Origin of the sequence: Tunturibacter gelidoferens, assembly GCF_040358255.1 — a bacterium.
Lineage (GTDB): Bacteria > Acidobacteriota > Terriglobia > Terriglobales > Acidobacteriaceae > Edaphobacter > Edaphobacter gelidiferens.
In genome coordinates this window covers 813977-836049 of sequence record NZ_CP132938.1, presented here as the reverse complement: position 1 = coordinate 836049, position 22073 = coordinate 813977, and the positions used below count along the sequence as shown (strand labels likewise).

The 22073-nt window shown below is 58.1% G+C and carries 15 protein-coding genes; 7 read left to right on the top strand and 8 right to left on the bottom strand.

The window, feature by feature from the left end:
- The first annotated feature begins 105 nt into the window (after window positions 1-105).
- Complete coding sequence (locus RBB81_RS03925) at window positions 106-3687, top strand: TonB-dependent receptor (protein WP_179580406.1); 3582 nt, start codon at window positions 106-108, stop codon at window positions 3685-3687.
- Window positions 3688-4111: 424 nt separating this feature from the next.
- On the opposite strand, the gene RBB81_RS03920 is transcribed toward RBB81_RS03925, so the two are convergent.
- The 3 genes from RBB81_RS03920 to RBB81_RS03910 form a co-directional block, all read right to left on the bottom strand.
- The gene (locus RBB81_RS03920; protein WP_353072785.1) at window positions 4112-5965 is read right to left on the bottom strand and encodes a glycoside hydrolase family 2 protein; all 1854 of its coding nucleotides are present in this window, start codon (window positions 5963-5965) and stop codon (window positions 4112-4114) included.
- A 166-nt stretch (window positions 5966-6131) separates the two neighbouring features.
- On the bottom strand, window positions 6132-9113 hold the full coding sequence (locus RBB81_RS03915) for a PAS domain-containing sensor histidine kinase (protein WP_353072784.1): 2982 nt from the start codon (window positions 9111-9113) through the stop codon (window positions 6132-6134).
- A 54-nt stretch (window positions 9114-9167) separates the two neighbouring features.
- The gene (locus RBB81_RS03910; RefSeq protein ID WP_353072783.1) at window positions 9168-9878 is read right to left on the bottom strand and encodes a YceH family protein; all 711 of its coding nucleotides are present in this window, start codon (window positions 9876-9878) and stop codon (window positions 9168-9170) included.
- A gap of 72 nt (window positions 9879-9950) precedes the next feature.
- Here RBB81_RS03910 and RBB81_RS03905 point away from each other — a divergent pair, with 72 nt between their 5' ends.
- The 4 genes from RBB81_RS03905 to RBB81_RS03890 all read left to right on the top strand — a co-directional run bounded on the left by RBB81_RS03905 (window position 9951) and on the right by RBB81_RS03890 (window position 14321).
- Window positions 9951-10856, top strand: a complete 906-nt coding sequence (locus RBB81_RS03905; RefSeq protein ID WP_353072782.1) for an ornithine cyclodeaminase family protein — start codon at window positions 9951-9953, stop codon at window positions 10854-10856.
- 198 nt (window positions 10857-11054) lie between these two features.
- Window positions 11055-11819 carry a YcbK family protein gene (locus RBB81_RS03900; RefSeq protein ID WP_353072781.1) on the top strand — a complete coding sequence of 255 codons (765 nt, stop codon included), beginning with the start codon at window positions 11055-11057 and terminating at the stop codon, window positions 11817-11819.
- Between the two features lie 275 nt (window positions 11820-12094).
- Window positions 12095-12589, top strand: a complete 495-nt coding sequence (locus tag RBB81_RS03895; RefSeq protein WP_353072780.1) for a hypothetical protein — start codon at window positions 12095-12097, stop codon at window positions 12587-12589.
- Between the two features lie 169 nt (window positions 12590-12758).
- A complete protein-coding gene (locus RBB81_RS03890) occupies window positions 12759-14321 on the top strand; it encodes a tetratricopeptide repeat protein (protein ID WP_353072779.1) in 1563 nt (520 codons plus the stop codon).
- Between the two features lie 102 nt (window positions 14322-14423).
- Here RBB81_RS03890 and RBB81_RS03885 read toward each other — a convergent pair whose 3' ends face one another.
- From RBB81_RS03885 to RBB81_RS03875, 3 genes are all read right to left on the bottom strand, one after another.
- Window positions 14424-16514 (bottom strand): radical SAM protein, encoded by a 2091-nt coding sequence (locus tag RBB81_RS03885; protein WP_353072778.1) that lies wholly within the window; start codon window positions 16512-16514, stop codon window positions 14424-14426.
- 300 nt (window positions 16515-16814) lie between these two features.
- Entirely contained in the window at window positions 16815-17726 is a 912-nt protein-coding gene (locus RBB81_RS03880; RefSeq protein ID WP_353072777.1) for a hypothetical protein, read from the bottom strand.
- 52 nt (window positions 17727-17778) lie between these two features.
- Window positions 17779-18333 carry a hypothetical protein gene (locus RBB81_RS03875; RefSeq protein WP_353072776.1) on the bottom strand — a complete coding sequence of 185 codons (555 nt, stop codon included), beginning with the start codon at window positions 18331-18333 and terminating at the stop codon, window positions 17779-17781.
- 539 nt (window positions 18334-18872) lie between these two features.
- On the opposite strand from RBB81_RS03875, the gene RBB81_RS03870 reads away from it, so the two are divergent.
- Together RBB81_RS03870 and RBB81_RS03865 are read left to right on the top strand one after the other, a co-directional pair.
- Window positions 18873-19124 (top strand): hypothetical protein, encoded by a 252-nt coding sequence (locus RBB81_RS03870; protein ID WP_179580387.1) that lies wholly within the window; start codon window positions 18873-18875, stop codon window positions 19122-19124.
- Between the two features lie 254 nt (window positions 19125-19378).
- Complete coding sequence (locus tag RBB81_RS03865) at window positions 19379-19915, top strand: septal ring lytic transglycosylase RlpA family protein (RefSeq protein WP_353072775.1); 537 nt, start codon at window positions 19379-19381, stop codon at window positions 19913-19915.
- Window positions 19916-19919: 4 nt separating this feature from the next.
- On the opposite strand, the gene RBB81_RS03860 is transcribed toward RBB81_RS03865, so the two are convergent.
- Both RBB81_RS03860 and RBB81_RS03855 read right to left on the bottom strand, forming a co-directional pair.
- Window positions 19920-20420, bottom strand: a complete 501-nt coding sequence (locus tag RBB81_RS03860; protein ID WP_353072774.1) for a hypothetical protein — start codon at window positions 20418-20420, stop codon at window positions 19920-19922.
- A gap of 36 nt (window positions 20421-20456) precedes the next feature.
- Complete coding sequence (locus tag RBB81_RS03855; RefSeq protein ID WP_353072773.1) at window positions 20457-22016, bottom strand: metallopeptidase TldD-related protein; 1560 nt, start codon at window positions 22014-22016, stop codon at window positions 20457-20459.
- Window positions 22017-22073: the final 57 nt, after the last annotated feature.

Genomic DNA, 22073 nt, shown 5'->3' with positions numbered 1-22073 from the left:
AAGATTTTTATTGCAATGGCCCTAAAGATGCATGTCCCTTGGAGCCGGCCGCCTGAATCTCCCCGTCTCACGGAATATTCCGGACCCGAACCAGGAGCAGAAAAGATGAAGAAGCTTTTTGCGCTAATTATGTTGTTATTCGCCACCGCAGTGCTGAGCCACGGGCAAGCCACCTCGGTGAACGGCGGATCGATCCAAGGAACGATCACGGATCCTTCGGGCGCCATCGTGCCAAACGCCACCGTCACGATCCTTGCGGTTGATACCGGCTCTTCCAAGACGATCACTACGGATAGCGCAGGACTATATAGTGTCGGACCGCTAAATCCCGGCAACTATACCGTTACTGTCAGCGCGTCTGGGTTTCAAAAGCTCTCAGTTACAACTGTGGTTCGAACAGGAACAGCGACGCCAGGAAGCTTCAAGCTCACACTCGGCTCTTCTGCTGAAACCGTAGAGGTGAACGCAGGCGCCCTCCAGGTAAATACAGAGCAGATCGGCGTCTCCGGCGTCATTACTCGCGAACAGATCGATGCTCTTCCGGTAAACGGTCGAAACATTCTGGACTATGCTCAGCTCCAGCCGGGTGTCATCCTCCAGTCCGGCCAGTCCTTCGACCCCACCAAAGCAGGTTACTCCGCCATCTCTGTTAGCGGCGTAGGCGGACGTACTACCCGCATTCTTCTCGACGGTCAGGACATCACCGACGAGACCGTCGGAACAACTATCTACAACGTTCCGTCAGGCGCTATTCAGGAGTTTCAGCTCAACCGCTCCACTCAGGACGTCTCTGGCGAAGTAACCTCGACCGGCCAGGTTCTCGTCTCGACTCAGTCTGGAACCAACGGCTTCCACGGCAACGCCTTCTACAACTTCCAGGACGCCCGCGCAGGCGCTGCAGATGTCGCTGGAGCAACTGCCCCCTTCCAGCGCAATCAGTTCGGCGGTTATGTCGGCGGCCCCATTATTAAGGACAAGCTCTTCTTCTTCGGTGGTATCGAGCGAATCAAGCAGTCCGAGTTGGACGCTGCTCTTGGCGCCAGCCCGGTCTTCCAACCTATCCTCACCCAATTTCCCTTCGTGCCAGCTCCCTTTACCGACACTTTCAGCATGCTCCGTTTCGACTACAACGGCCCCAAGGGAATCCATTTCTTCGTGCGCGGAGCCTACAGCGTCAACGCCGCCGATGCCACCTTCGGTCTAACCCCCTACCAGGTCTATCAGAACAGAGACAACGTCCCAGGGATCGTTGGCGGAGCCGACTTCACCACCGGCCACTTTACCCACTCGTTCCGTGGCGGGTATGAGAAGTTCCATAACCTCCTCGAGGATGGAACCCATGGATTGGGAAACTCCATCTACAACCCCTCCGGGCCCTCCGTAGGCGGCAATGTTACGCTCCGAGGCAGCATGAACGCCGGGCCAAATTACCTGGCACCGCAGGGCACCTTCCAGACTGACAAGCAGTTCCGCTACGACGGTACATGGACCAAGGGAGCCCACACCTTCAAGTTTGGCTTCGACCTGAACCGCTTGGCCAGCGGAGGCTTCGCCGAGTTCTATGGCGAGAGTCTCTACACTAGGATCTCGGCTACCCCGGGCAATCTGGTGGCGGGCGGGGATCCTGCAAACCCGCTTGACTATGTCGCTTCGTTGTACGCCATCGGTAACGGTAACGGCTTGTTCTCTGAGCGTCCCGGCTTCGGCCTCCTCGGTGGTCTATCTCCCAGCTGGCGCTTTGGAGCATACGCGGCCGACACCTGGAAGGCTTCACCGTCACTCACGCTTACCGCAGGTCTCCGCTGGAGTGTCGATACTGACCGCGCCAATCAGGATCTGGCAACCCCGCTCTGTTCCAGCGTAGATCCGTCGCTTCAATTTCCCGGCTGCACCGGCAACACTCCGCTCTTCGACCAGTATCAGCAAGGCCTCGGGGTCCGGACCCATCAACCCTACGCCAACTTCGGACCGCAGGCAGGCTTCAACTTCAGCCCTGGGGACCACAAGACCTCCTTCCGCGGCGGTATCGGTATCTTTTACGAGAGCAGTGTCTTCAACAACACTGGAAATGCCCGCACAGAGACCGTACAGGCTGACTTCCCCGCCTTCAACTACGGCGTCGCCTCCAAGGGCGGAACGAAGATAGCTCTGCCTGGCTTCGGCACGGTCACTGCGGCGCCAGACGGAACACCTGTCTCGACCATCCTGAGCGAGTCAATCGGTCAGGCTGCATTTGAAGTAAATGCGATCAAGGCGGAGTATCAGGCGAAGGTGAAGAACGTTGCCGGCACTAACCCTTCGTATATCGGCGGTGGAAGCGGTCTCTTCGCCAACAGCATCTACGCTGGCCCCTACAAGAGCCCCTACTCCATCCAGTTCAATGGCGGAATTCAGCGTGAGATCGCCAAAGGTCTGGTGCTCAGCGTCGATTACGTCCACAACGCGACACTCAAGCTTCCCATCTCGCAAGACGTCAACCACAGCGGTGCAGCGCGTACGTTGAATGTCAATGCGGCCAAGAACGCCATTGCGGCCACCACCTCAAGCTTTGGTTGCGCTGGAGGCTCCACTTCGGCGGCCATCACCTGCGCCATCGCGGCTGGAGCTCACATCACAGACTTCGCAGGCAACGGTCTCGATTCAGGCACTACCTATCTCGGTGGACCATCAGCTTCCTATTTTGGTCTTACCCCGGACACCGGCGCGGCGTTTGCGGGCACCAACCCAAATGTCGGCACGGGACTCTTCATCCTTCCCATCGGCCGTTCTGGATATGATGCACTGCAGGCAGTTCTCCAGGGGCAGAGATCGCACCCTGTTCCCGGCATCCTAAGCACCAACTACCAGGTATCCTATAGCCTCTCCCGCATCGTAACGTCCAATGGATCAGCGTCTCCCACCGATCAGTTCTTCGCGGGTGGCCAGTCCTTCAACAACGACGACCCAAACCGCTACATTGGTCGCAGTCCGCTCGACCACTCCAACGAGCTGAGCTTCGGCGGCACTCTGGCTATCAAATACGGCCTGAACGTCTCCGCAATCGGTCACTTCTTCTCCGCACCTGCGTCTTCGCTTACCCTCGACACTACGAGCGGGACCACTGGACAACTCTTCCAGACGGACGTCGATGGCGATGGAACCGTAGGCGACCTGGTTCCGGGAACTATTCCTGGAGCCTACGAGCACGAGGTCAAAGGTGCAGGACTCAACCGGCTGATCAACAACTACAACGCCACTCAGGCAGGTACTCTGACTCCGGCTGGCCAGGCGGTGGTTGCCGCTGGCCTCTTCACACCGGGACAGTTGACTGCATTGAACGGAGTTCAACAAGCAATTGCTCTGGGTCCCAACAAACCCCTGAACAATGCAGCTCTCCGCACCTTCGATCTCAGCGCGAACTATCCGATCCACATCCGCAAACTCGGCGAAAGTTTCAGCCTGGTCCCGGGAGTTGCGATGTACAACGTCTTCAACATGAGCAACTTCAACGACATTCCTTCTATCCCTGGCAATGGAACAGGAGTCTTGATCAACCAGGCTAATGCTGTTGGCGGTGTTCCAGGCGGATACTTCAACGGTCCATCCGATCAGGCTACGGCCAACTCTGCTCGTGTAGTGCGCAACTCGGGTACCTTCGATCAGGGTGGCCCACGCACGACCGAGTTCCAGCTCAAGCTCAACTTCTAACCCCAAAACAGTCCTTACAAACAAGGGTGGAGACTCGTCTCCACCCTTGTTCTTGCGGTCCAAGTCACTGTCACTTCGGCTCCCCCGTTTGTAGAAACATCCCGGAGGTGTTTGAGCAAACAGCTTCAGGGCATCCTTTAGCTGGAACCGAGGGCCGGTATCCGGGGGAAGCACAACGCGACGTCAGAACGGAACCTCCATCCCGGACCGTCAAAATAAAGTTGAGATTGGTGTCGTATTTTTCGGCCATGCATGAGAGACAGTTTTTCCTCCACGTTTACCATGCATTTCACCACGATTACACCACCAGAAAACCACGTCTACGCCCCAGGTTTTTCCAAAACACCCCTCAAAAAGCCAGCAAAAATGCGAAACCCCGGCCAGGCCGAGGTCTCACATTTTTTCCGCGCCAGGTTCAGTCCCGCTACTCCGCTTTGCCAAGAGTTTTGTCTTTGTAGGCCTTTTGAAGGACAAAGAAGGCCTGCTTCCTGACGCCTTGATCGGAGACTAAGCCCTTGCGGTTGAAGTTGTCCTGCAGGCCCGGGTTGACGCGACGGGCCGAGCGAAAGTCCATCAGAATCCAAGGGCTGGTGCCGCGAAGCTGAGGGATTTTGTTCAGCATCGCGATCTGATGGCGATAGATTTCGGCCTGATACTCCTCCGTCCACAACGCCGGGTGAGTATCGCCGGAGGGCGCGTGGTTGCCTGCTTTTGCGTCACCACCCCACTCAGACATGATCAGAGGCTTGTCATAGCGAATGTCCCATGTTGTGGTGTCGGCACCCTCTGCGTGTTGTTCGTACCAGCCGATGTATTCGTTCGTGCCAATAACATCAAGCGCTTTGCCAAGCGGGTCGTCGACGATTTTATTCGAACCGGTTGCGGTCTTCTCCGTGCGAACAAGAAGAGCCGCAGTGACGAGACGAGTGGGATCGAGCTGATGCGCGAGATCGACCATTGCGGTGAGGTATTTCGTGCGGGCCTCAGTGTTCGGCGTCTCGTTGGCAACGGACCATAGCACGATCGAAGCCTTGTCGCGATCGCGCCGGATCATCTCGGAGAGCTGTTGCTTGGACTTTGCGAGGACAGCGGGGTTGTCGAACTGGAGGGCCCAATAGTCTGGAATCTCAGACCACACCATGAGGCCGAGGCGGTCGGCGGTGCGGGTCATGCGCTCGTCGTGCGGGTAGTGGGCGAGTCGAACGTAGTTGCAGCCAAGTTCTTTGGCCCAACCGAGGAGGGTGTCGACATCTTTTTGTGTGTAAGCGCGGCCGGTGCGGAAGGGGGCTTCGGCGTGGATGGAGATGCCACGAAGAAAGACGGGTTGGCCGTTGAGGAGGATCTGCGTGCCGCGGGTTTCGATGGTGCGGAAGCCGATGGTGTCTTCGATCTTGTCGGGGCCCGAGGAGATCTCGACCTTGTACAGCTTGGGATTTTCGGGCGACCAGAGGCTGAGGGACTTCGTGGGAATGCTGATGACGGCGCGTGAATTCGCGTCTACCGTTGATTCGACCTTCGCATGCAATTCGGCGATGGTGACGGTAACCGGGGTGCCTGCCGGTGCACTCGCCAAGTGGACGTAGCCTTCGATAACGGATCGGTCCGTGCGGCTGAGGTGAAGGTCGTAGTCATCGATGAACTGATCGGGAACCTCTACGAGGGATACGTCACGAGTAAGGCCACCATAGTTCCACCAATCGGTCTGGAGCGTGGGAACTCCGTCAGCGATGCGGGTGCTGTCAACCGACAAGACCACGAAGTTGTTGCCATCGTGGAGGGCAGCCGTGATGTCGCAATCGAAGGGAGTGAATCCACCCTCGTGCTCGCAGATTTTCCTGGTGTTGACCCAGACGAAGGTGCGGTAGTTGGCCGCGCCGATGTGAAGGAAGGTGCGGGTGTTCGGCGCGGCAGTGTGCTGGAAGTCCTTCTCGTACCAGATAGGACCTTCGTAGTAGAGGAGTTCCGGGCGTTGGGTATTCCAGTCGCCGGGGACGCGAAGAGTGGGCGCGTTAGCGAAGTTGTAGTCCTGCGGATGGCCGTTCGGGTCAAACGGAGCGTTCATGAAGAAGCCGTCTTTGCGAAGCTCCTGATGCAGGGTGTAGATGCCGGTCGAATACTGGTCGACGATGGTATGCCAGTCGCCGTCGAGAGAGGTGGCTGGGCGATGGTCGATGTCAACGAGCACCGTGGTGTTGGCCTGAGGATTCGTCTGGGAAAAGGCCGGCGCGGCGAGAAGGAGTGCGGCGGTCAGGATGTGACGGATTGCGAACTTCTGCATGAGGTGTTCTCCGGTAGTGGTGCGCGTGTCGGTGAGGTATGCGCAGAAAAAAGCTATCGAGTCATAATACTTCGGTCTTTGAACAATTACGCAATGCCGTGGGTCGCCAGTGAAGATGGTGAATTCTTCAACCGGCTGGAAGTGTCCTGTCGCCGGCAACGATGAGCTAGGTGGGGATGGTCGCATCGACCTCTGCCAAGGGAAGAAACAGGGAGAAGATTGTGCCGTGGTGGATGGGGTGCTCACTGCTGCGGTAGGTGAGTCTGCCCTGGTGGCGTGTGACGATGCCGGCGGAGATCCAAAGGCCAAGTCCCGTGCCATTGAGGTCTTTGGTGGTGTAGAAGGGCTCGAAGAGACGAGCCTTTACCGCGGTGGACATGCCATGCCCGGTGTCGGCGATTGTAATGCGAATGCCTTGACGCGGTGGCTGCGAGTCGGAGGAGCAGTCGGTGGCGTCGTGGGCTCTGACGATGAGATGTCCGCCGTTGCCGCGCATGGCGTCAATCGCATTGGCAATCAGGTTGTTGAGGACCTGCCGGATGTCGTTTTCGAAGCAGAGTACGGTGGTGCTGGTCTTGTAGGAGGCCTCCACCTTGATGTGCGAGTTGGCGAGGCGGCCCTGATAGAGATTGAGGACGGCGTTGACGAGATCGGCTGCACTGACGTGGGTAGCACGGACGGCCTGACGATGGAAGCGGAGGGTTTGCGTGGCGATCTGACAGACGCGGGAGAGTTCGCTCTGTGCCGTGTGGAGATACTCGCGTGTGTTTTCGGGCAGATCGGCAGAGAGGTTGATGAGATAGAGCAGGTTGGTGATGGCCTCCAGCGGATTATTGATCTCGTGGGAGATGGAGCTGGCCAGACGACCGACGGCGGCCAGTTTTTCGCTCTGAATAAGGGCAGCCTCAGCTTTTTTCTGAAGGGTGACCTCGAGGACAACAGCGGCGATAGCCTCGACCGAACCGTCTGCCGCGAAGACGGGAGAGTAGCTGACATTGAAAGAACGTTGTTCGCCAGGACGTCCGGGAAGTTCGCCATGGAGGAGATGACTGCGCACCGGCCGGCCGGAAGCAGCCGTCTGGAGCAGCTCTTTGAGCCCGGGAATTGCGACGACGTCAGTAATGACCTGGCCGAGGATCTTCTCGCGGGGTAGGCCGATGATCTCCACCTGACGATCGTTGATGCGGAGATAGCGAAGCGTGGCGGCATCGAAGAGAGCGAGCCCTACGGGAGCGGTCTGGTAGATGGATTCGAGTTCTGATCGCTGACGTTCGGTCTCCTCTTGGCGTTGCTGGAGGGTTTCAGCGAACCTCTTGCGGTCGTCGATGTCGATGGCCACCCCAAGCCAATGGAGGATTTGTCCGGACTCGTCGCGAACCGCCTGGGCGCGAAGCCACCACCAGCGAGCAGAACGGTCTTTAGCACGTAGAAGACGTGCCTCGATATCATATTCGGCTCCGGTGGCGACGGAATGAGTCCAGGCTTCCGTGACGCGCTGCCGATCTTCGGGGTCGAAGGCATTGAGCCAGTTGTGGCCGCCGATGGTTTCGATGGTGAGTCCGATGTAGTCGAGGAATCCCTGGTTGGCATAGGTAATGCTGCCGTCTGGTGCGCCCATCCAGATGGCCTGCGGATTGAGATCGGCCAAGACACGGTACCGGGCTTCACTTGTGACCAAAGCTTCTTCGCTCTTCTTGCGATCCGTGATGTCGATGGAGAGGCCGCGAAGGCTGACAGGTTTGCCGGCAACCGAGACGATCTGGCCCCGGTTCTCGATCCAGAGAATGCGACCATCTGCAGCTTGTATCTGACACTCCACCACGATCATCTGACCTGTCTCGACCGCGGCTTGCACGGCCGAAGCAATCGTAGGCAGATATTTGGGGAGAAGGAATTTCTTGAAGGAGCGAGCGTCGGGGATTTCGGCGAGGGGATGGCCAAAGACTGGATATGAGCCGGCTCCGTAGGTGGCCTTGCCAGTTGCGTAATCCACGTCCCAGGTGGCGGCGCGAGCGGTCTGCTGGACGGAGGCGAGAAGATCCTGCTGCCGCTTGAGAACCTGATCGGATTGATGCCGTGCGGTGACGTTGCGGAAGAAGAGGACCATACCGTCGTCGTAAGGCCGGCATTGAACCGAGAGCCAGAGGTTGAAGGGCTCCGGATAATAGGCCTCGAACTCACCTGGAATTCCTTCCTCCATCGCTCGATGGTAGTGATAACGGAAATCGCTGCCCGGCTCCGCCGCGGCGGGAAATTCCTTCCAGAGATTCTTTCCGAGGAGTTCGCCTATGGGGCTGAGAAGCTCCCTGGCGCGGCGATTGAGAAAGGTAAAGTTCCAATCCCGGTTCAGGCTTACGACGGCATCGGTGGTGGTTTCGAGAACCTGGCGGAGCTGGCGCGCGGCGGCATCACGAAGAAGCTCTGCGCCCTTGCGGTCGGTGATGTCGCTCGAGAAGATGATGATGCCGTCTTCGAAGGGTCGTGCGGAGACGCGGAACCAGATGTCGAGCGGCGCCGGGTAGTAGGCCTCGAACTCGGTGGCGATGCGCCGGTCCATCGTCGTGCGATAGTGAGAGCGAAAAGGCTCCTTCTGGTTCGACGGGAAGCGCTCCCATAGGTTCTCACCGATGAGTGTGTCCGTTTTGAGAATGTCGAGCGCCGCGCGGTTGGCGAAGGTACAGTTCCAGTTGCGATCGATGCAAACGATGGAGTCGGGGGATGCGTCGAAGATCTGCCGCAGCTGGCGGACGGCCGAGTCGCGAAGGCCTTCGGCGCGTTTGCGGTCGGTAACGTCTCGGTAGTAGAGAGCGACGCCTTCGTCGGTAGGGAGGATGTGCACGTCGACCCAGACATCGAATGGAGCGTAGAAGTGCTCGATGTGCTGAGGAAGGCGAGTCTGCATAACGGTGCGGTAGGTGCGTTCCAGAGCCGTGCCAACGGTCTCCGGGAAGAGCTGCCAGTGGCTTTTGGAGTTTATATCGGAGGGCTGGATGCGGCTGACTCGAACAGCTTCCGCGTTGGCATAGGTGACGATCCAATTGTGGTTGAAGCAGAGAATCGCTTCCGGCAGTTGCGCAACCAGGCGTGCGAGGTTGTCGTTCTCGGCATCGCTCTCACGCCGAAACTGAGCACGGCGATTGAGAGTCACTGGCGCTTTGGAGACGATGGAGTCAGACATGGTAGCGAAAGTACGGACGAAGCTTCATCTTACAGAGGAATCGTCGGGAGACACAGGCACTTCTGCTTGCGATCCGAGGCGAACTTCGAGGTAGTCAACGCGTGTCTGGAGAGCCTTTATGGCAGCGGAAAGCGTTGCGATTTCAGCTTCCAATTGAGTAATGCGTTGAGTGGTTGAGGTGACCGATTCGGCTCGTTCGGCAGGGTAGGCGGTAAGGTCCGGTGGCGTTCCGAGGAGATGAGCGTAGCGCGCTTCGCGGGAGCCGGGCTGGCGAGGGAGGATGGCTACGAGAGGTCCGGTCTTTTCCGGAGTCGAATCGTCCGCCGCTGTGCGAGTGGCGAGGCGTTCGAGGGTGGATTGGACAGCTGCAAGGTCGTCGAAGGTGTAGAGGCGGTCGGCGCGGCTGCGAAGCTCGCCGGGTGTCTGTGGACCGCGCAGCAGCAGCAGGCAAAGGACAGCAGTCTCGTCGCGGCGGAGGTTGAGGACGGTCCGGACACGATGCTCGTACTTGGGAACGCGGGCGTCGCGGACGGGGTTAGTGAGGGCAAGATCTTCAAGCGTGTGGAGCGCCTGCCGAACCTCCTCTTCCCCAAGCTCGAGGACGGGCTCGCGGCTGGAGCGCTGATTACACGCATTGACCAGTGCGTTGAGCGAGAGCGGATAGTTCTCAGGAGTGGTGATCTCTTTTTCGATGAGCGAGCCGAGGACGCGAAGCTGGATGGGGTCGAGCTGCATATCTACTAGGGTGCCACATGCACGCTCGGTCTGGCTCGTCGGATAATGGAGAACGATTTAAGGGGTGGCCAAGTGTTATTTATCGGTGAAGAACAGGTGAGGGCGTCGCTCTCGTATGAAGAGCTGATCCCAGCCATGCGGCAGGCGTTGGCGGATTTTTCTGCAGGCCGCGTGGTGCAGCCGCTGCGAACGGTCATGTCCGTGGCCGCACATTCCGGATGGTTTGCCGTGATGCCCGCCGTCTACGGAGACGTGATGGGGGCGAAGATGGTCACGTTTTACCCCGGCAACGCCGATAGAGGGAAGCATACGCATCAGGCAGTGATTCAACTGTTTCGTGCGGAAACGGGCGAGCCGCTGGCCATGATGGACGGGCGGCTGATAACGGAGATGAGGACGGCGGCGGTATCGGCTGTGGCTGTCGATCTTCTCGCGCGACCTGAGGCGAAGGTGCTGGGCATTCTGGGAAGCGGTGTTCAGGCTCGGTCCCATCTGCGGGCGCTGTCGCGGGTTCGGAAGTTTGAAGAGATTCGCGTTTGGAGCCGTACACAAAGCAATGCAAGGAGGTTCGCCGCGGACGTTGGGGCACAAGTAAGGACAGCGGAGGAGGTGGTATCCGGCGCGGACGTTGTGCTGACGCTGACAAGTTCGCCGGAGCCGGTCCTGTTCGGTCGATGGCTCAAGAAGGACGCGATGGTGTGTGCAGTCGGTGCCGTGACGCCAAATCGCAGGGAGCTCGACGAAGAGGCGATGCAAGGAGCGGTTGTGGTCGAATCTCGAGAGGCTGCGCTGCGAGAACCGGGAGATATTCTTCTGGCGAAGGCGCAGGTAAGTGCTGAGATTGGAGAGTTGCTGCTGGGAAAGGCTTTGGAAAGAAGAGATCGTCCCGTGGTGTTCAAATCCGTCGGGATTGCGATCGAAGACGTAGCTTCGGCGAGACTGGTCTACGACACGTTGATTGCCGCTGAGCGCAGCTAATTGTTGATATACATCTGGTTACGGTCTTTGACGGGAACGGTTGAGGCAGTTCGAAAGCCGATCCAAATATGACACTAAAGTTACAGAAGTGCTATCAGTGATTTGGAGATGAGTCCGATAAACTAGAAGAAGGAAATGACGAATCGCGGACCGCATTTGGGGATTCGCATTTCGAACACTGGGGCCAGGAGAGTTTGGATGCAGAGATTGTGCGCGAAAGGTTTTGCGGCGGTTGCGGCCACTACGATGTTGATGTTGGGGGTAACCGGTCTTTCGTGGGCCAAGTCGGTGCGTACCCGAGTACACGCCGGGCTGCACAGCACTCTCCATACCTCCTCGCGAAGCAAAACGCATTCGGTGGCGATCACAGGCGAAGAGGTTGTGCCCGGCGTAATGCCCGATGAGATCTCTTCGGGTGTGGTCTCGGGCGAGTTGCCGGAGGATGGAAAGCCGTATCAACTGCGGATGACGAATCTGCACACCGGCGAGAGTCTGGACGTAGTCTACCGGATCGGCGACACCTATATTCCTGAGGCGCTGGACAAGCTGAACTATTTCCTGCGCGATCACTATACGCAGGACGTAGTCCACTACGAGCCAAAGGAGTTCGATGTGCTGCACGCGATGATGTCGCGGCTGGGACAGGCGAGTGGCGTTATCCAGGTTGTCTGCGGGTACCGGACGCCGGAGACCAATGAGGCGCTGCGGCACGCGTCTGTGAAGACCGGGGTCGCCGAGCATAGCCAGCACATGGAAGGTCATGCGATCGACCTTCGCGTACCCGGTGTTTCGACGGTGCAGTTGCGGAATACCGCGCTTTCGCTGCACGCCGGTGGGGTTGGATACTACCCGGTGTCGCAGTTTGTTCACGTAGACGTGGGGCCGGTGCGAGAGTGGGCGTTTGGCGTAACTCCGCGTCGTCCGGGACATAAGACTCATGGCGGCCGCGCGACCGGGATGTAGGTTCAGCGCGTAGTTTTCATCCTCCCCCTCCCGTACAAAAGTGAGCAAAGTCTTCAAAGCAAAGACTTTGAACTTGGACTTCCAGCAAATCCTGTTAAATAGGGAAGGCCCGGCAGTGTGCCGGGTCTTCTGATCTTCCTGAATTAATCCTAGCAGCGGTGTCAATACGGCTTGGCTGGTCGATGTGCTCCCGTGTAGCCGGATGAGCTTCAACTATACTTCGCCGCATGGAGTCTCTGGGACAACGACTCAGGGTAAAGCGATGGGGTCTGCCGATGGCGCGCGAGATCGCCGCGGAGATTCTTGCCGACAGATCCGCGGTCCGTTCGTTGGTGCGGGAGCTCTTTGGCGACGACGTCGAGATACGCAAGCGCGCAGCCGATGTGGCGCGGCGCATCACGGAGAAGGACGGCAGACTGCTGGAGCCTTACGCCGACGAACTCGCTGGCCTGCTTGAGACGCTGCCCACGGAGGAGTCGCGAACGCGCTGGCATCTTGGCCTGGTGGTGCCGAGAATCGCGCAGACTCGAATGCAGCGATTGAGGGCTGCACGAACAATGTCACTGCTGGCTGTGGATGAGAGCAACGTGGTGAGGTGCTCGGCGGTGGAAGGGCTTGGACTGCTTGCGATGCAGGAGGCTTCCCTTAGGGATGAGGCGGAGGAGATGATCGAGAGGTTTTTACGCGAAGGAACTACGGCGATGAAGAGTCGGGCGCGTGGGGTGATAAGGCTTTGGGCGCGGAGCGAACTGCGCAAGACCTCACAATAGTTCAGCTTCCGGGTCGTTCCTAGAGGGAATTCTCAGATCGCTTTCGAAAAGCCGACCTGGAGGAAGTGACCCTCGGTGCTGACGCTAATAGTAGTAAGCGATTCAGTACTTTAGCGATGCTATACTCGCGCCATTGTGGAGAAACTAGGTCCTTTTAAGAGGTTGTCGGATGAGTGAAATTGCTCGCTTTATTATCGGTGCATTTGGGTTTGTAGCAATTGCGATCGCCGCACCTGCACAAAACACACCTCTGTTTCGGTTCGCAGAAAAGCCAGGACCTCATCTTGTCGGCCTCAAGGTGGTCGATCAATACGATTACTCCCGCACATACCGGTCGAAGTCCGACGACCTGGGCAAACCGTATAAGGGCGAGCGCGCCCGGCCCCTGCAGACGCTCATCTGGTATCCAGCCGAAAAGACCGCTTCAAGACCGATGACCGTCGGCGACTACGGCAATCTCGCGGCTACGGAGACAAGCTTCGACAAGCCCAGTCTGTCCATTGCCCATCAGAAGTGGCTCGACGGCATCAAGCCCACACTCGCAATGCCCATGTGGGCGGTGCGCGATGCTCCAGCTCTATCGGGGCGCTTTCCTGTCGTGATCTACGCACCTAGCTTCTCCGCAATGTCCTGGGAAAACGCGGACCTGTGCGAATACCTCGCCAGCCACGGCTACGTCGTCATCGCCAGCCCTGACATGGGTGCATCAACGCGCGATATGACCGACGATATCGTCGGGATCACTGCGCAGGCCCGCGACATCTCCTTTCTCATCGGTTATGCACAGACATTACCCAACACCGACATGTCCGCACTTGCCGTAGCCGGATTCAGCTGGGGCGGCATCTCTAACCTCTTCGCCGCTGCACGCGACAACCGTATCGATGCCTTGGTGGCCCTTGACGGCAGTATGCGCTACTACCCCGGACTGGTTAAGCAAGGCGACGTGCATCCAGAGCAAATGGCGATTCCTCTTTTGTTTTTCACCCAGGGAGGAATGACACTCGAAGACCAGTCCCAATACCTCAACAGCGAAGCGAACCGAGGGCCCAGTGTCCTCAACGCATGGGCGCACGGTGATCTCGTCCTGGTGCGTATGTTGGGGCTAGTGCACGTCGAGCACAGCTCAATGTACCAGCGGAACGAGGATGTCTGGGAAGGTTTTCCCGAACAACAGATCGCCGACTATGGTCGCGAGGACGGAATCGCCGGTTACACCTGGATTGCCCGCTATACCCTTCATTTTCTCGACGCCTATCTGAAACACGACACAGCGGCAATGGTCTGGCTCAAGAAAACACCTGCTGAAAACGGCGCGCCCCAACACTTCCTGTCTGCAAGCTACCGTCCGGCAAAAGGCGCGCCCGCAACTCTCGAATCCTTTCGTGCTGAACTGGGCCAGCAGGGCTTCGATCACGCCGAAGACGTCTATGCAGCCATAAGGAAGGAATCAACAGACTTCAAGCTCGATGAATCGACAGTTAACTATTGGGGCTACGAACTGATGACCGACGGCCACCTCCCCGAAGCCATCGACATCTTCAAACTAAACGTGAAGAACTATCCCGATTCAGGGAACACCTATGACAGCCTCGGCGAGGCTTACATGAGATCCGGTCAGAAACAGCTGGCTATCGAAAGCTACAACAAGTCGTTGGAGAAAGACCCTTCCAACAGCAACGCCACTCGAAAGCTGAAGGAACTCGGAGTGCATCCAGCGGAGCCGAAGTAGGCATGGCAGAGTAGATGTGTGGAGGTTTCCTTGTTCAGGTTGAAAACGATGTAGAAAAAGCCGCCATTGCTGGCGACCTTTTCTGTTGGTGTGATTCTGGAATTAGTCGCCGGAGACGGTCTCTTCGACCTTGGGCGCTGGTGCGGCTTTGATCTCGCCGAGAGAGATGAAGCCAGCGGGAGCATCGGGCTCCTGCAGGATCTCTTTGCGGTAGAGCTTGGCCATGCGAGCATTTTCGGCGTCCTGCTTGATCTTTGCATCGCGTGCGCGGATCTTTTCTTCGCGAGAGTTCTTCGCGATGCCGGACTTGTCGAAGGTGTCGTTGGCGGCGGCGTTGACATGCTCGTCGTTGAGGACCAGGTCGTACTTCATCTCAGCTTCGAGACCAACCTTCTTACCGCCGGCGAAGATCTCGTGACGGCCATGCTCCTCGTACCACTTGGTGAGGGTGGAGGTCATGTGCATCTTCTCGATAATGTTGCGCCAGCCTACGCCAGTGTTGTACGCGCAGAAGCTGATCTCACCCTCTTGTGTGGCGTAGGGGATGATGCACTGCTCGGTGCGGCGGAAGTCGTAGTTGAAGAGATCCTGGAACCACATGCCGGCGATGAAGAGGAAGTTCCAACGATCGCCGCGGCGCTTCTCAATGTCGGCCATGGTGCGGTCTGCGGTGACTTTACCGTAGCTGCGGCCCGTTGCGCCGAAGCTCTTATCGAACTTCTGCAGCAGGTCCTTGATCTTGAAGTGGGTCGGTGCAGCCTCAGGCTTGTAGTTGCGGAGCAGCGCGAGCGTGACGCCGATGATGGAGAGCCACTTGCCGCGGGCTGCGTCGTTGATGCGTGCGACGTCCTTGGCGAGGCGGTCTGCATTGATGAACGCGGTGACGGGAACCGCTTCCTTGGTCTCTTTGTCGATCATCAGGGCCATCGAGATACCGCAGTTCGGGTGGCAGCCGCAAGAGAGCTGGCCCCAGTCGCGGTCCGGCCCGTGAACGAGGTCGGCCCAGTCCGAGAAGGTGGACATGAAGGAGATTGGGAACCAGTCGCGGGTCGGCTCGCCGAGGCCGGTCTGATTCTTCACATCGTGCGCGAGGTGTGACAGGGTGTAGCGCTGTGCCTGACGGCGCTCGTCCGAGATGTCTTCGTCGCGACCGGTGAAGCTGACGGGCTGGAAGGAGAGGAAGTTGATCTTCTTCGGGTTGTCGAGCGCGAACTCGATGATGCGGCCAACCTGCTCGTTGTTGATGCCGTTGACGATGGTGGTGACGGGAACGATATCGACGCCAGCTTCGTGCAGATTGTGAATGGCCTGGAGCTTTACGTCGAACGCGTTGCCGACCTTGCGGTGCGAGTTGGCAGCGTTGCCGATACCGTCGAACTGCAGGTAGGCGTAGCGCAAACCGGCTTCAGCAGCAGCCTTGGCGAACTCCTTCGACTTGGCGAACTCGATGCCGTTAGTCGCGGCTTGAACGGAGGTGTAACCGACCTTGCGGGCATAAGAGACGGCGTCGAGGAAGTAAGGGGAGAGCGTGGGCTCGCCGCCGGAGAACTGAACCGACATCTGACGCTTGGGCTTGATGGTGACCGCGTTGTCGAGCATGGTCTTGATCTCGTCCCAGGTAAGTTCGTGGACGAAGCCGACCTGATTGGCGTCCATGAAGCAGGGGTCGCACATCATGTTGCAGCGGTTGGTAAGGTCGATGGTGAGAACCGAACCACGGCCGTGGGTGACGGTGGACGTGCCGTGGTTGTGCAGCTTCTCATCGTTGTGGGCGCGGATGTCGCGGCCGGGGAAGACCTCTTCGAGGTGCTTGAAGAAGGCGGTGTCGATGGACATCAGGTCTTCGAAGTGACCGTGGATCGGGCAGTCCTTAACCATCAGGATCTCGCCGTTGCGCTCGATGATCTGGGCCTTGATCTCGCCAACCTTCTCATTGAGCAGAATCTCGTGAGGCAGTTTACCGTCCACGATCTGCTGACGGATCTCCGGAATACACTTCGGGCAGAGAGAGTCAGTGGTGCGGGGCCAACCGAGAGGCGGCTTCTCTTTCTGATAGCTCTTCAGAAGCGGCTTGTCGCTCCACTTAGGGGTGAAGCTGGCGTTGGGGCTGAATGAGTTCAGCTTATTGAATACTGCCCAACCTGCTTTGGCTCCATAGGTGAGAGCTTTTTCAGCAATTTTGGCCTTCGGCATTTACTTTGTCTCCTGAGTGTCCGTCTGATGTCTTGAGATCTTCTGGATTGTTATCTGATCTTATCTACTAGGGCCGAGTTTTTAGCTGTTGATCTGATGCTTTGCGCCTCGAGAGGTATGCATCTTGATTCGAGCTATCTGTTGCTTTTCCTGTCAGATGCAGCGGCAATCCCGTTCGACTCACCCCTTAACAGTACCCACCCAAAGGGCCATACCGAAGCATGTGGTATCGAATGGCGATAATCTGCATTGAATGGCGACGTAACGCGGTGGACGGGACTGGTTTGAGCGATAAATAAATCACTGCAGGCTAACGCCGTTGGTTCCATTGGCGACGTTGTTCAGGATTCGCTGCACGAAGATGATGCGGACGTGGACGTGGCTGGCCACGTCGGGGAGGAACTCGTTGAGCAGATTGTTTGCGGGGTCGAGAGCGTATCCGGTGACGATGCGAATCACGGTAGAGGAGGCATCGCTGTGGATCCCAGGCACGTACTGATTGGAGAGAATCGCGCCGACGGGGTAGTTGAGGAGGACAGAGTAGTTCGGCATGGAACTGCCGTCGTCGTGGCGCGATATCACCGTACGGGAGACCGAGTAGAGGATGCGCTTGGTCAATGGAGCGTGTGGCATGCGGAAGTAGCGTGGATCCTGATGGAAGAGGACTGGGAAGGTGAAGGCTCCAAAGAACTGGCCGGTGACGTCCTGTAGATAGCTGACGCTGACTGATTTGCCGAACCCTTTCAGCCCGGGGCCGTAGGCAGAATGAGAGTCGGCCGCGACCGAGATAGCGGAGATGCCAACGATGGTGCCAAAGTTAGCGGGGTCGGCAAGCTCGTGTAGGGCGAGATAGCCCTTCTCCTGCCAAGTCATGGGGATGATGATGTTCGTGCCGAGAAACTTCTGATATGGATAGATGAGGTTGCTGCAGGGTTTGGGGATCTCCTCGAGACGATTGGGGTTGTAGTAGATGACCTTCATGGCGCGAAAGGCGTTGCAGGGCTTGACCCCGTCGCCGGTCTGTTGGAAGGAGGCCTGGGCTACGGCGACGACATTGCTCTGAGGTGTATCGACTGCGCTTGGTGCATCGGGAAGATCGGTTGAGGTGGATTCAGAGAAGGTGGCGAGTGCCTTCGGGTCAATCGGGGACGGTGCTTGCGGGTGGGCGATCGCCGCAAACAGCAGCAACGTCATGGTCAGCAACCAACGCATGCTTACGCGATCCCAATCAGTGTCTTCATCCGACCATCCCATGCAAGTAAGATCAGTCAGCCTTTCGAAGGTGAGCGGCCGCAAGTGCGTCGTTAAGAAACTCGTTGAGGACGTAACCCAGGGCAGATCCACCCATTGAGGCACCGAAGGTCTCTATGGTCTGGCCCGCGCTCCGGTTGCGTTCAGGATAGTAGGCGTTTGTCAGAGCCGATCCCACGAGATTACCGGCAATAAGCGAGAAGTTGGCTGTCGAGCGTCCATCGTCAGACTTTGTAATGAGAGGCCTTTCTACTCCGTGCAGAAAACGCTTGAAGAAGCGATGGCCGGCGCCGAGCTCGTAGTAGCGTGGATCTTCGTGGAGCAGCGGAGCAAACAGGGCAACGCTGAAAAGATTGTCAGTTACGCTGCGTAGAGCAGCCGCACCTAGCCGTTCGCCGAAAGCCGCCTTGTCGGTGCCATAGTTGGGGCTACTGTTAATGAGGTGGCTGTATCCAGCCGATGCAGACCATCCGACGATAGAAAACAGCGACACGGACTCTTTGAGGCCAAGAAGCACCTTCTCATGAGAAGTAAGGGGGTGAGCTGTCTCCGCTGGAAGAATCGTCATGTCACGACGAGTTGGCAGACTCAGATGTTCTTCTGGATCCGGAATAAAATTACCTGCGCTCCCTGTTGGCTCTCCGGCCAAACTGGATTCGCCAACGGGCGCGCCGCTGGTTGAAGCAGCAGGACTCTCCGGCAATGCAGGAGCGTCTGGCCATGAAAGCTTCGCTTCTGCATCAGGTGCCTGAAGCGGGTCAGTTTGTGCCATGACAAAGGTCGCAGCAAATGCCAGGCACGCCGGGACAGCCAGAAATAGGATCAGTTTGGACGATGTTCTCGAAATCAAACGTACCTTTGCGATCGTCAAAAGAACTCCCTTGTAGACTTCTGGTACCGCGCCTGACTAAAGAGCAGCGGCTGGTCCATGGCGTGAACGACATGATGTGAGCGTTTGCCTATGTATAACGGACGCAGGAACGTTGCGGCAAGTTGCATTTGCCGGGCAGGTAGAGTCGGACCGTCGTTACCATCCCGGCACGTGAACGCGATGGGCGTTGACCTCGCGTTTTCTGCGTCATCTAATCAAGAGGAAGAGGTGCCCGTATGTCAACCGAAGAGCCGAAGCGACCGTGGGAGCAGCAGTTGCGGGATGCGGCGACACATCTGGAGACAGACCTGAAGAACGTCGTGAAGTACATCAACGACGAGGTGGTGCCGGGCGTTCGTCGCAATAGTTCGGAGGCGCTGCGAACCGCTGCGGCAGAGTTGCACAAGCTCGCCTCGCGAATGGATGATCATGCGCGAAGATCGTCTGCTCCTCCCCCGCCGCCACCGAAAGATACCTCGAAGCCGTGATGAGGGGCCGGCTTGGCAGTGTCACAGTGCTGTCTGCGTTCGCGCTGATGGCGAGCGGCTGTCATAAAGAGACAACACGAGCATACCGGCCACCGCCTCCACCGGCGACAACGACTGCTTCAAGTCACGGCAAAAACTCTCGCTCCGCGCGGCCCAACCCAACCGCAGATGTCGCTACTGCCCAAGGTTCATCCCCACCCGCTCCTGCGCAGCCACCGGGCAATCTAGGGAAACCCATCTCAAGCGAGGTCGGAATGGCCAGTTGGTACGGACCTCCCTACGCCGGTCGAAAAGGCGCTGACGGCACGGTGTATGACCAGAACGCGATGACCGCCGCGCACCTCACTCTGCCAATGGGGACCATGGTGCGTGTGACGAATCTGACCAACAACGAGTCGGTAGTGGTGAAGATCACGGATCGCGGGCCCTTTGTGCATGGCCGCATCATCGATCTCTCGCTGGCCGCCGCCAAGGCGACAGGGGTATATCGCGCCGGAGTCGCCAAAGTGAAGGTAGAGGCATTCGCCGCGCCGCTTCGTGCTAATGCTGACCCGGGCGGCCATTGGTGCGTGCAAGTCGGAGCCTTCGCGCGAGAGTCGGACGCGCTGAAGCTGAAAGAAGAGATGATTCGGCGCTATGCCACTGCCAAGGTCATTGAGTTCCCCGGACCAACAGGGCACTGGGTCAGGATCAGTCCGAAGCTGCCGAACAAGAGCAACGCCAGCGAGGTAGCCGACAGCATTCACCCCAAGGATACTGCTGCTGCACCCTATCTGATTCGAACCGATTAGACGCCTAGAGGATGATGCGTTTTCCGGTGCGCCGCTCGATCTCCTGTTGAAACTCCATCGCGGCACAATGGTTCGAAGTGTGTGTGATCGTGACGCGGTTGTCGCCGGCAACGCGCGTCATGCGGCCTCCCTGCATCGCCTGAATCGCCATCACCTCGCCATATTGAATCGTCTTCGAAGGCTGAAACCAGAATCGTTGCTTGATCGCGGTGGGGGTCAGCGTGATGGTTCCGGGCATCTGCATCACGCCGAGCGCGATTGCCGCAAGAAGGAGCAGAGCCATCCACCACGGCACCTGCTGTTTTTGCGTCGCAGCCATATAGAGAAAAAAGAGAATATAGGCCGGCAGAGCGATGGCGCGCGACCAGGCGAAGAGCGGCTTGATACGGAAGACGATACCATCCGGAGCCTGGCTGACCGAGCCCTTGGTCAGACGGCTGCCGTAGAGCAGCACGATGGCGAGGCCGACCGCAACGGCACGAAGTATGTGGGTATCAAGATGCATCAAGTCTTCCTGAATCATTTCGAGTGGATGCGAACCCTACTTGCCCGGGAGCGTAGGCGGCGCGTAGTAGGGAAGCTTCTGTTGCTCCAGCGTCGCACGCTTCACGCCGATGTCGTCAAAGAGCATGCTTGGTGCGATGGTGGTCTGGGGAACGGTACCAAGCGAGTTCGAAACATAGGGGTCATTGCCGACAGCGACGATATCGGAGCGAAGACTACGGTTATCGAGTTCGTCGAAGATCGCGCCGCGCACAAGTTTGCGTGTTCCATCAGGATGTACCAGGTAAAGCAGGCGCGGTAGAAGTTCGCCGCCGAGGGTTTCGACAGAGTAGACGTCGCGGCCCTGCTCCTTCGCCATAGTAAGGAGGCGCTTGTTGAGCTCGCCTCGCGACAAAGGCTGGCTGGATTTGACCAAAATAACACCGGCGCGCGAATGGGCGGCCTGCGCAGGAGCGGCGCGACCATGCCCATTCGAGATGTCAAAGTCTTTAACGGGCTCGCGGCCGATGAGAAAATTTTCGAGCTTGCCGTTGACGATGATATCAACCGACTGCGCGGGAACACCCTCGTCGTCGATTGTGTAGGCCCCAAGAAGAGCTTTACCGTCGAACTTCGCCTGCAGAGGATCGTCGGCGACGCTGAGCATCTCGGGAAGGACACGGGCCTTGAAGCTCGAGGAATATGCGCCGGTGGTGCGTGCAGTTGTGCCCATCTCGGGTCGATCGGCTTCGACGTTGGGCACGAGCAGGCGATCGATGACGTCTGCCGCAGCGTCACCGCTGAAGAGCACAGGCCCATGATAGTCGTCGGCTGAAACTACCGGAGCATTGCGAAGCTCTTCAAAGCTCTTAAGATCTTCAATCGCACGCTTTCGAAAAGCTCCGGCGCTCTCGAGTTCTTTGGCGTTAGCGGCGACGGTACCGTTGTCGCGACTCAGGCGCATGCCATCCGCCGCTTGGCCACCAACACTGATGGCTCCGTCATAGCCTGTATAGCCCTGGCGCAACACGGTTCCTTCGGTGTTGACCAGGTAGCGGTTGAGTGCAATGCCGCGGATGTTCGCAGTGGAATACTGGACGTGCTCAGCGAAGGAACGAACCTGGGGGTCCGAAACGAAGAGGCCACTGGCTTCGACGATGCGGCGCTTCCACTCGGCGCGATCAAGGTCGAGAGCGACTAGGGGTGAGATCTGGACGACCGCCTTGGCCTGCGCAAAGTCGGGTTGGGCCTGCATGGATTGAAACTGCTTCAACGCGGCCTGCTTGGCAGAGTAAGCTCGCAGCGCGTTCTTATAAGCGGTGTCGGTTGCTGTCCAAAGCGCGTACCGTAGCGCTTCGGGGTTATCGTCGGTGGGCGCAAGCTCCAGGGTGCCGTCGCCGCGGCTGGTGCTGCTGTCCACCGCATAGTCTCCAATGCGAACGGTAACGCGGACGATGCGTTGGCGATTCTCTTCTTCGCGGGTCAACGCGCCATAGTTGGCCACGGCCTCGTAGGAGGCCATGTCGTCCAGCCGGTACTCCACAAAGTAGGGGCGTTGCATATTTGGAAGCAGCAGCGCCTTCTCGCGGTCGAGTTCTTCCTGCATCGCGCGGAGCAAGGGATCGTTCCCTGTGGAAGGCGTTTGCGCAAAAACGTTATTTGTAACTGCAGTTGT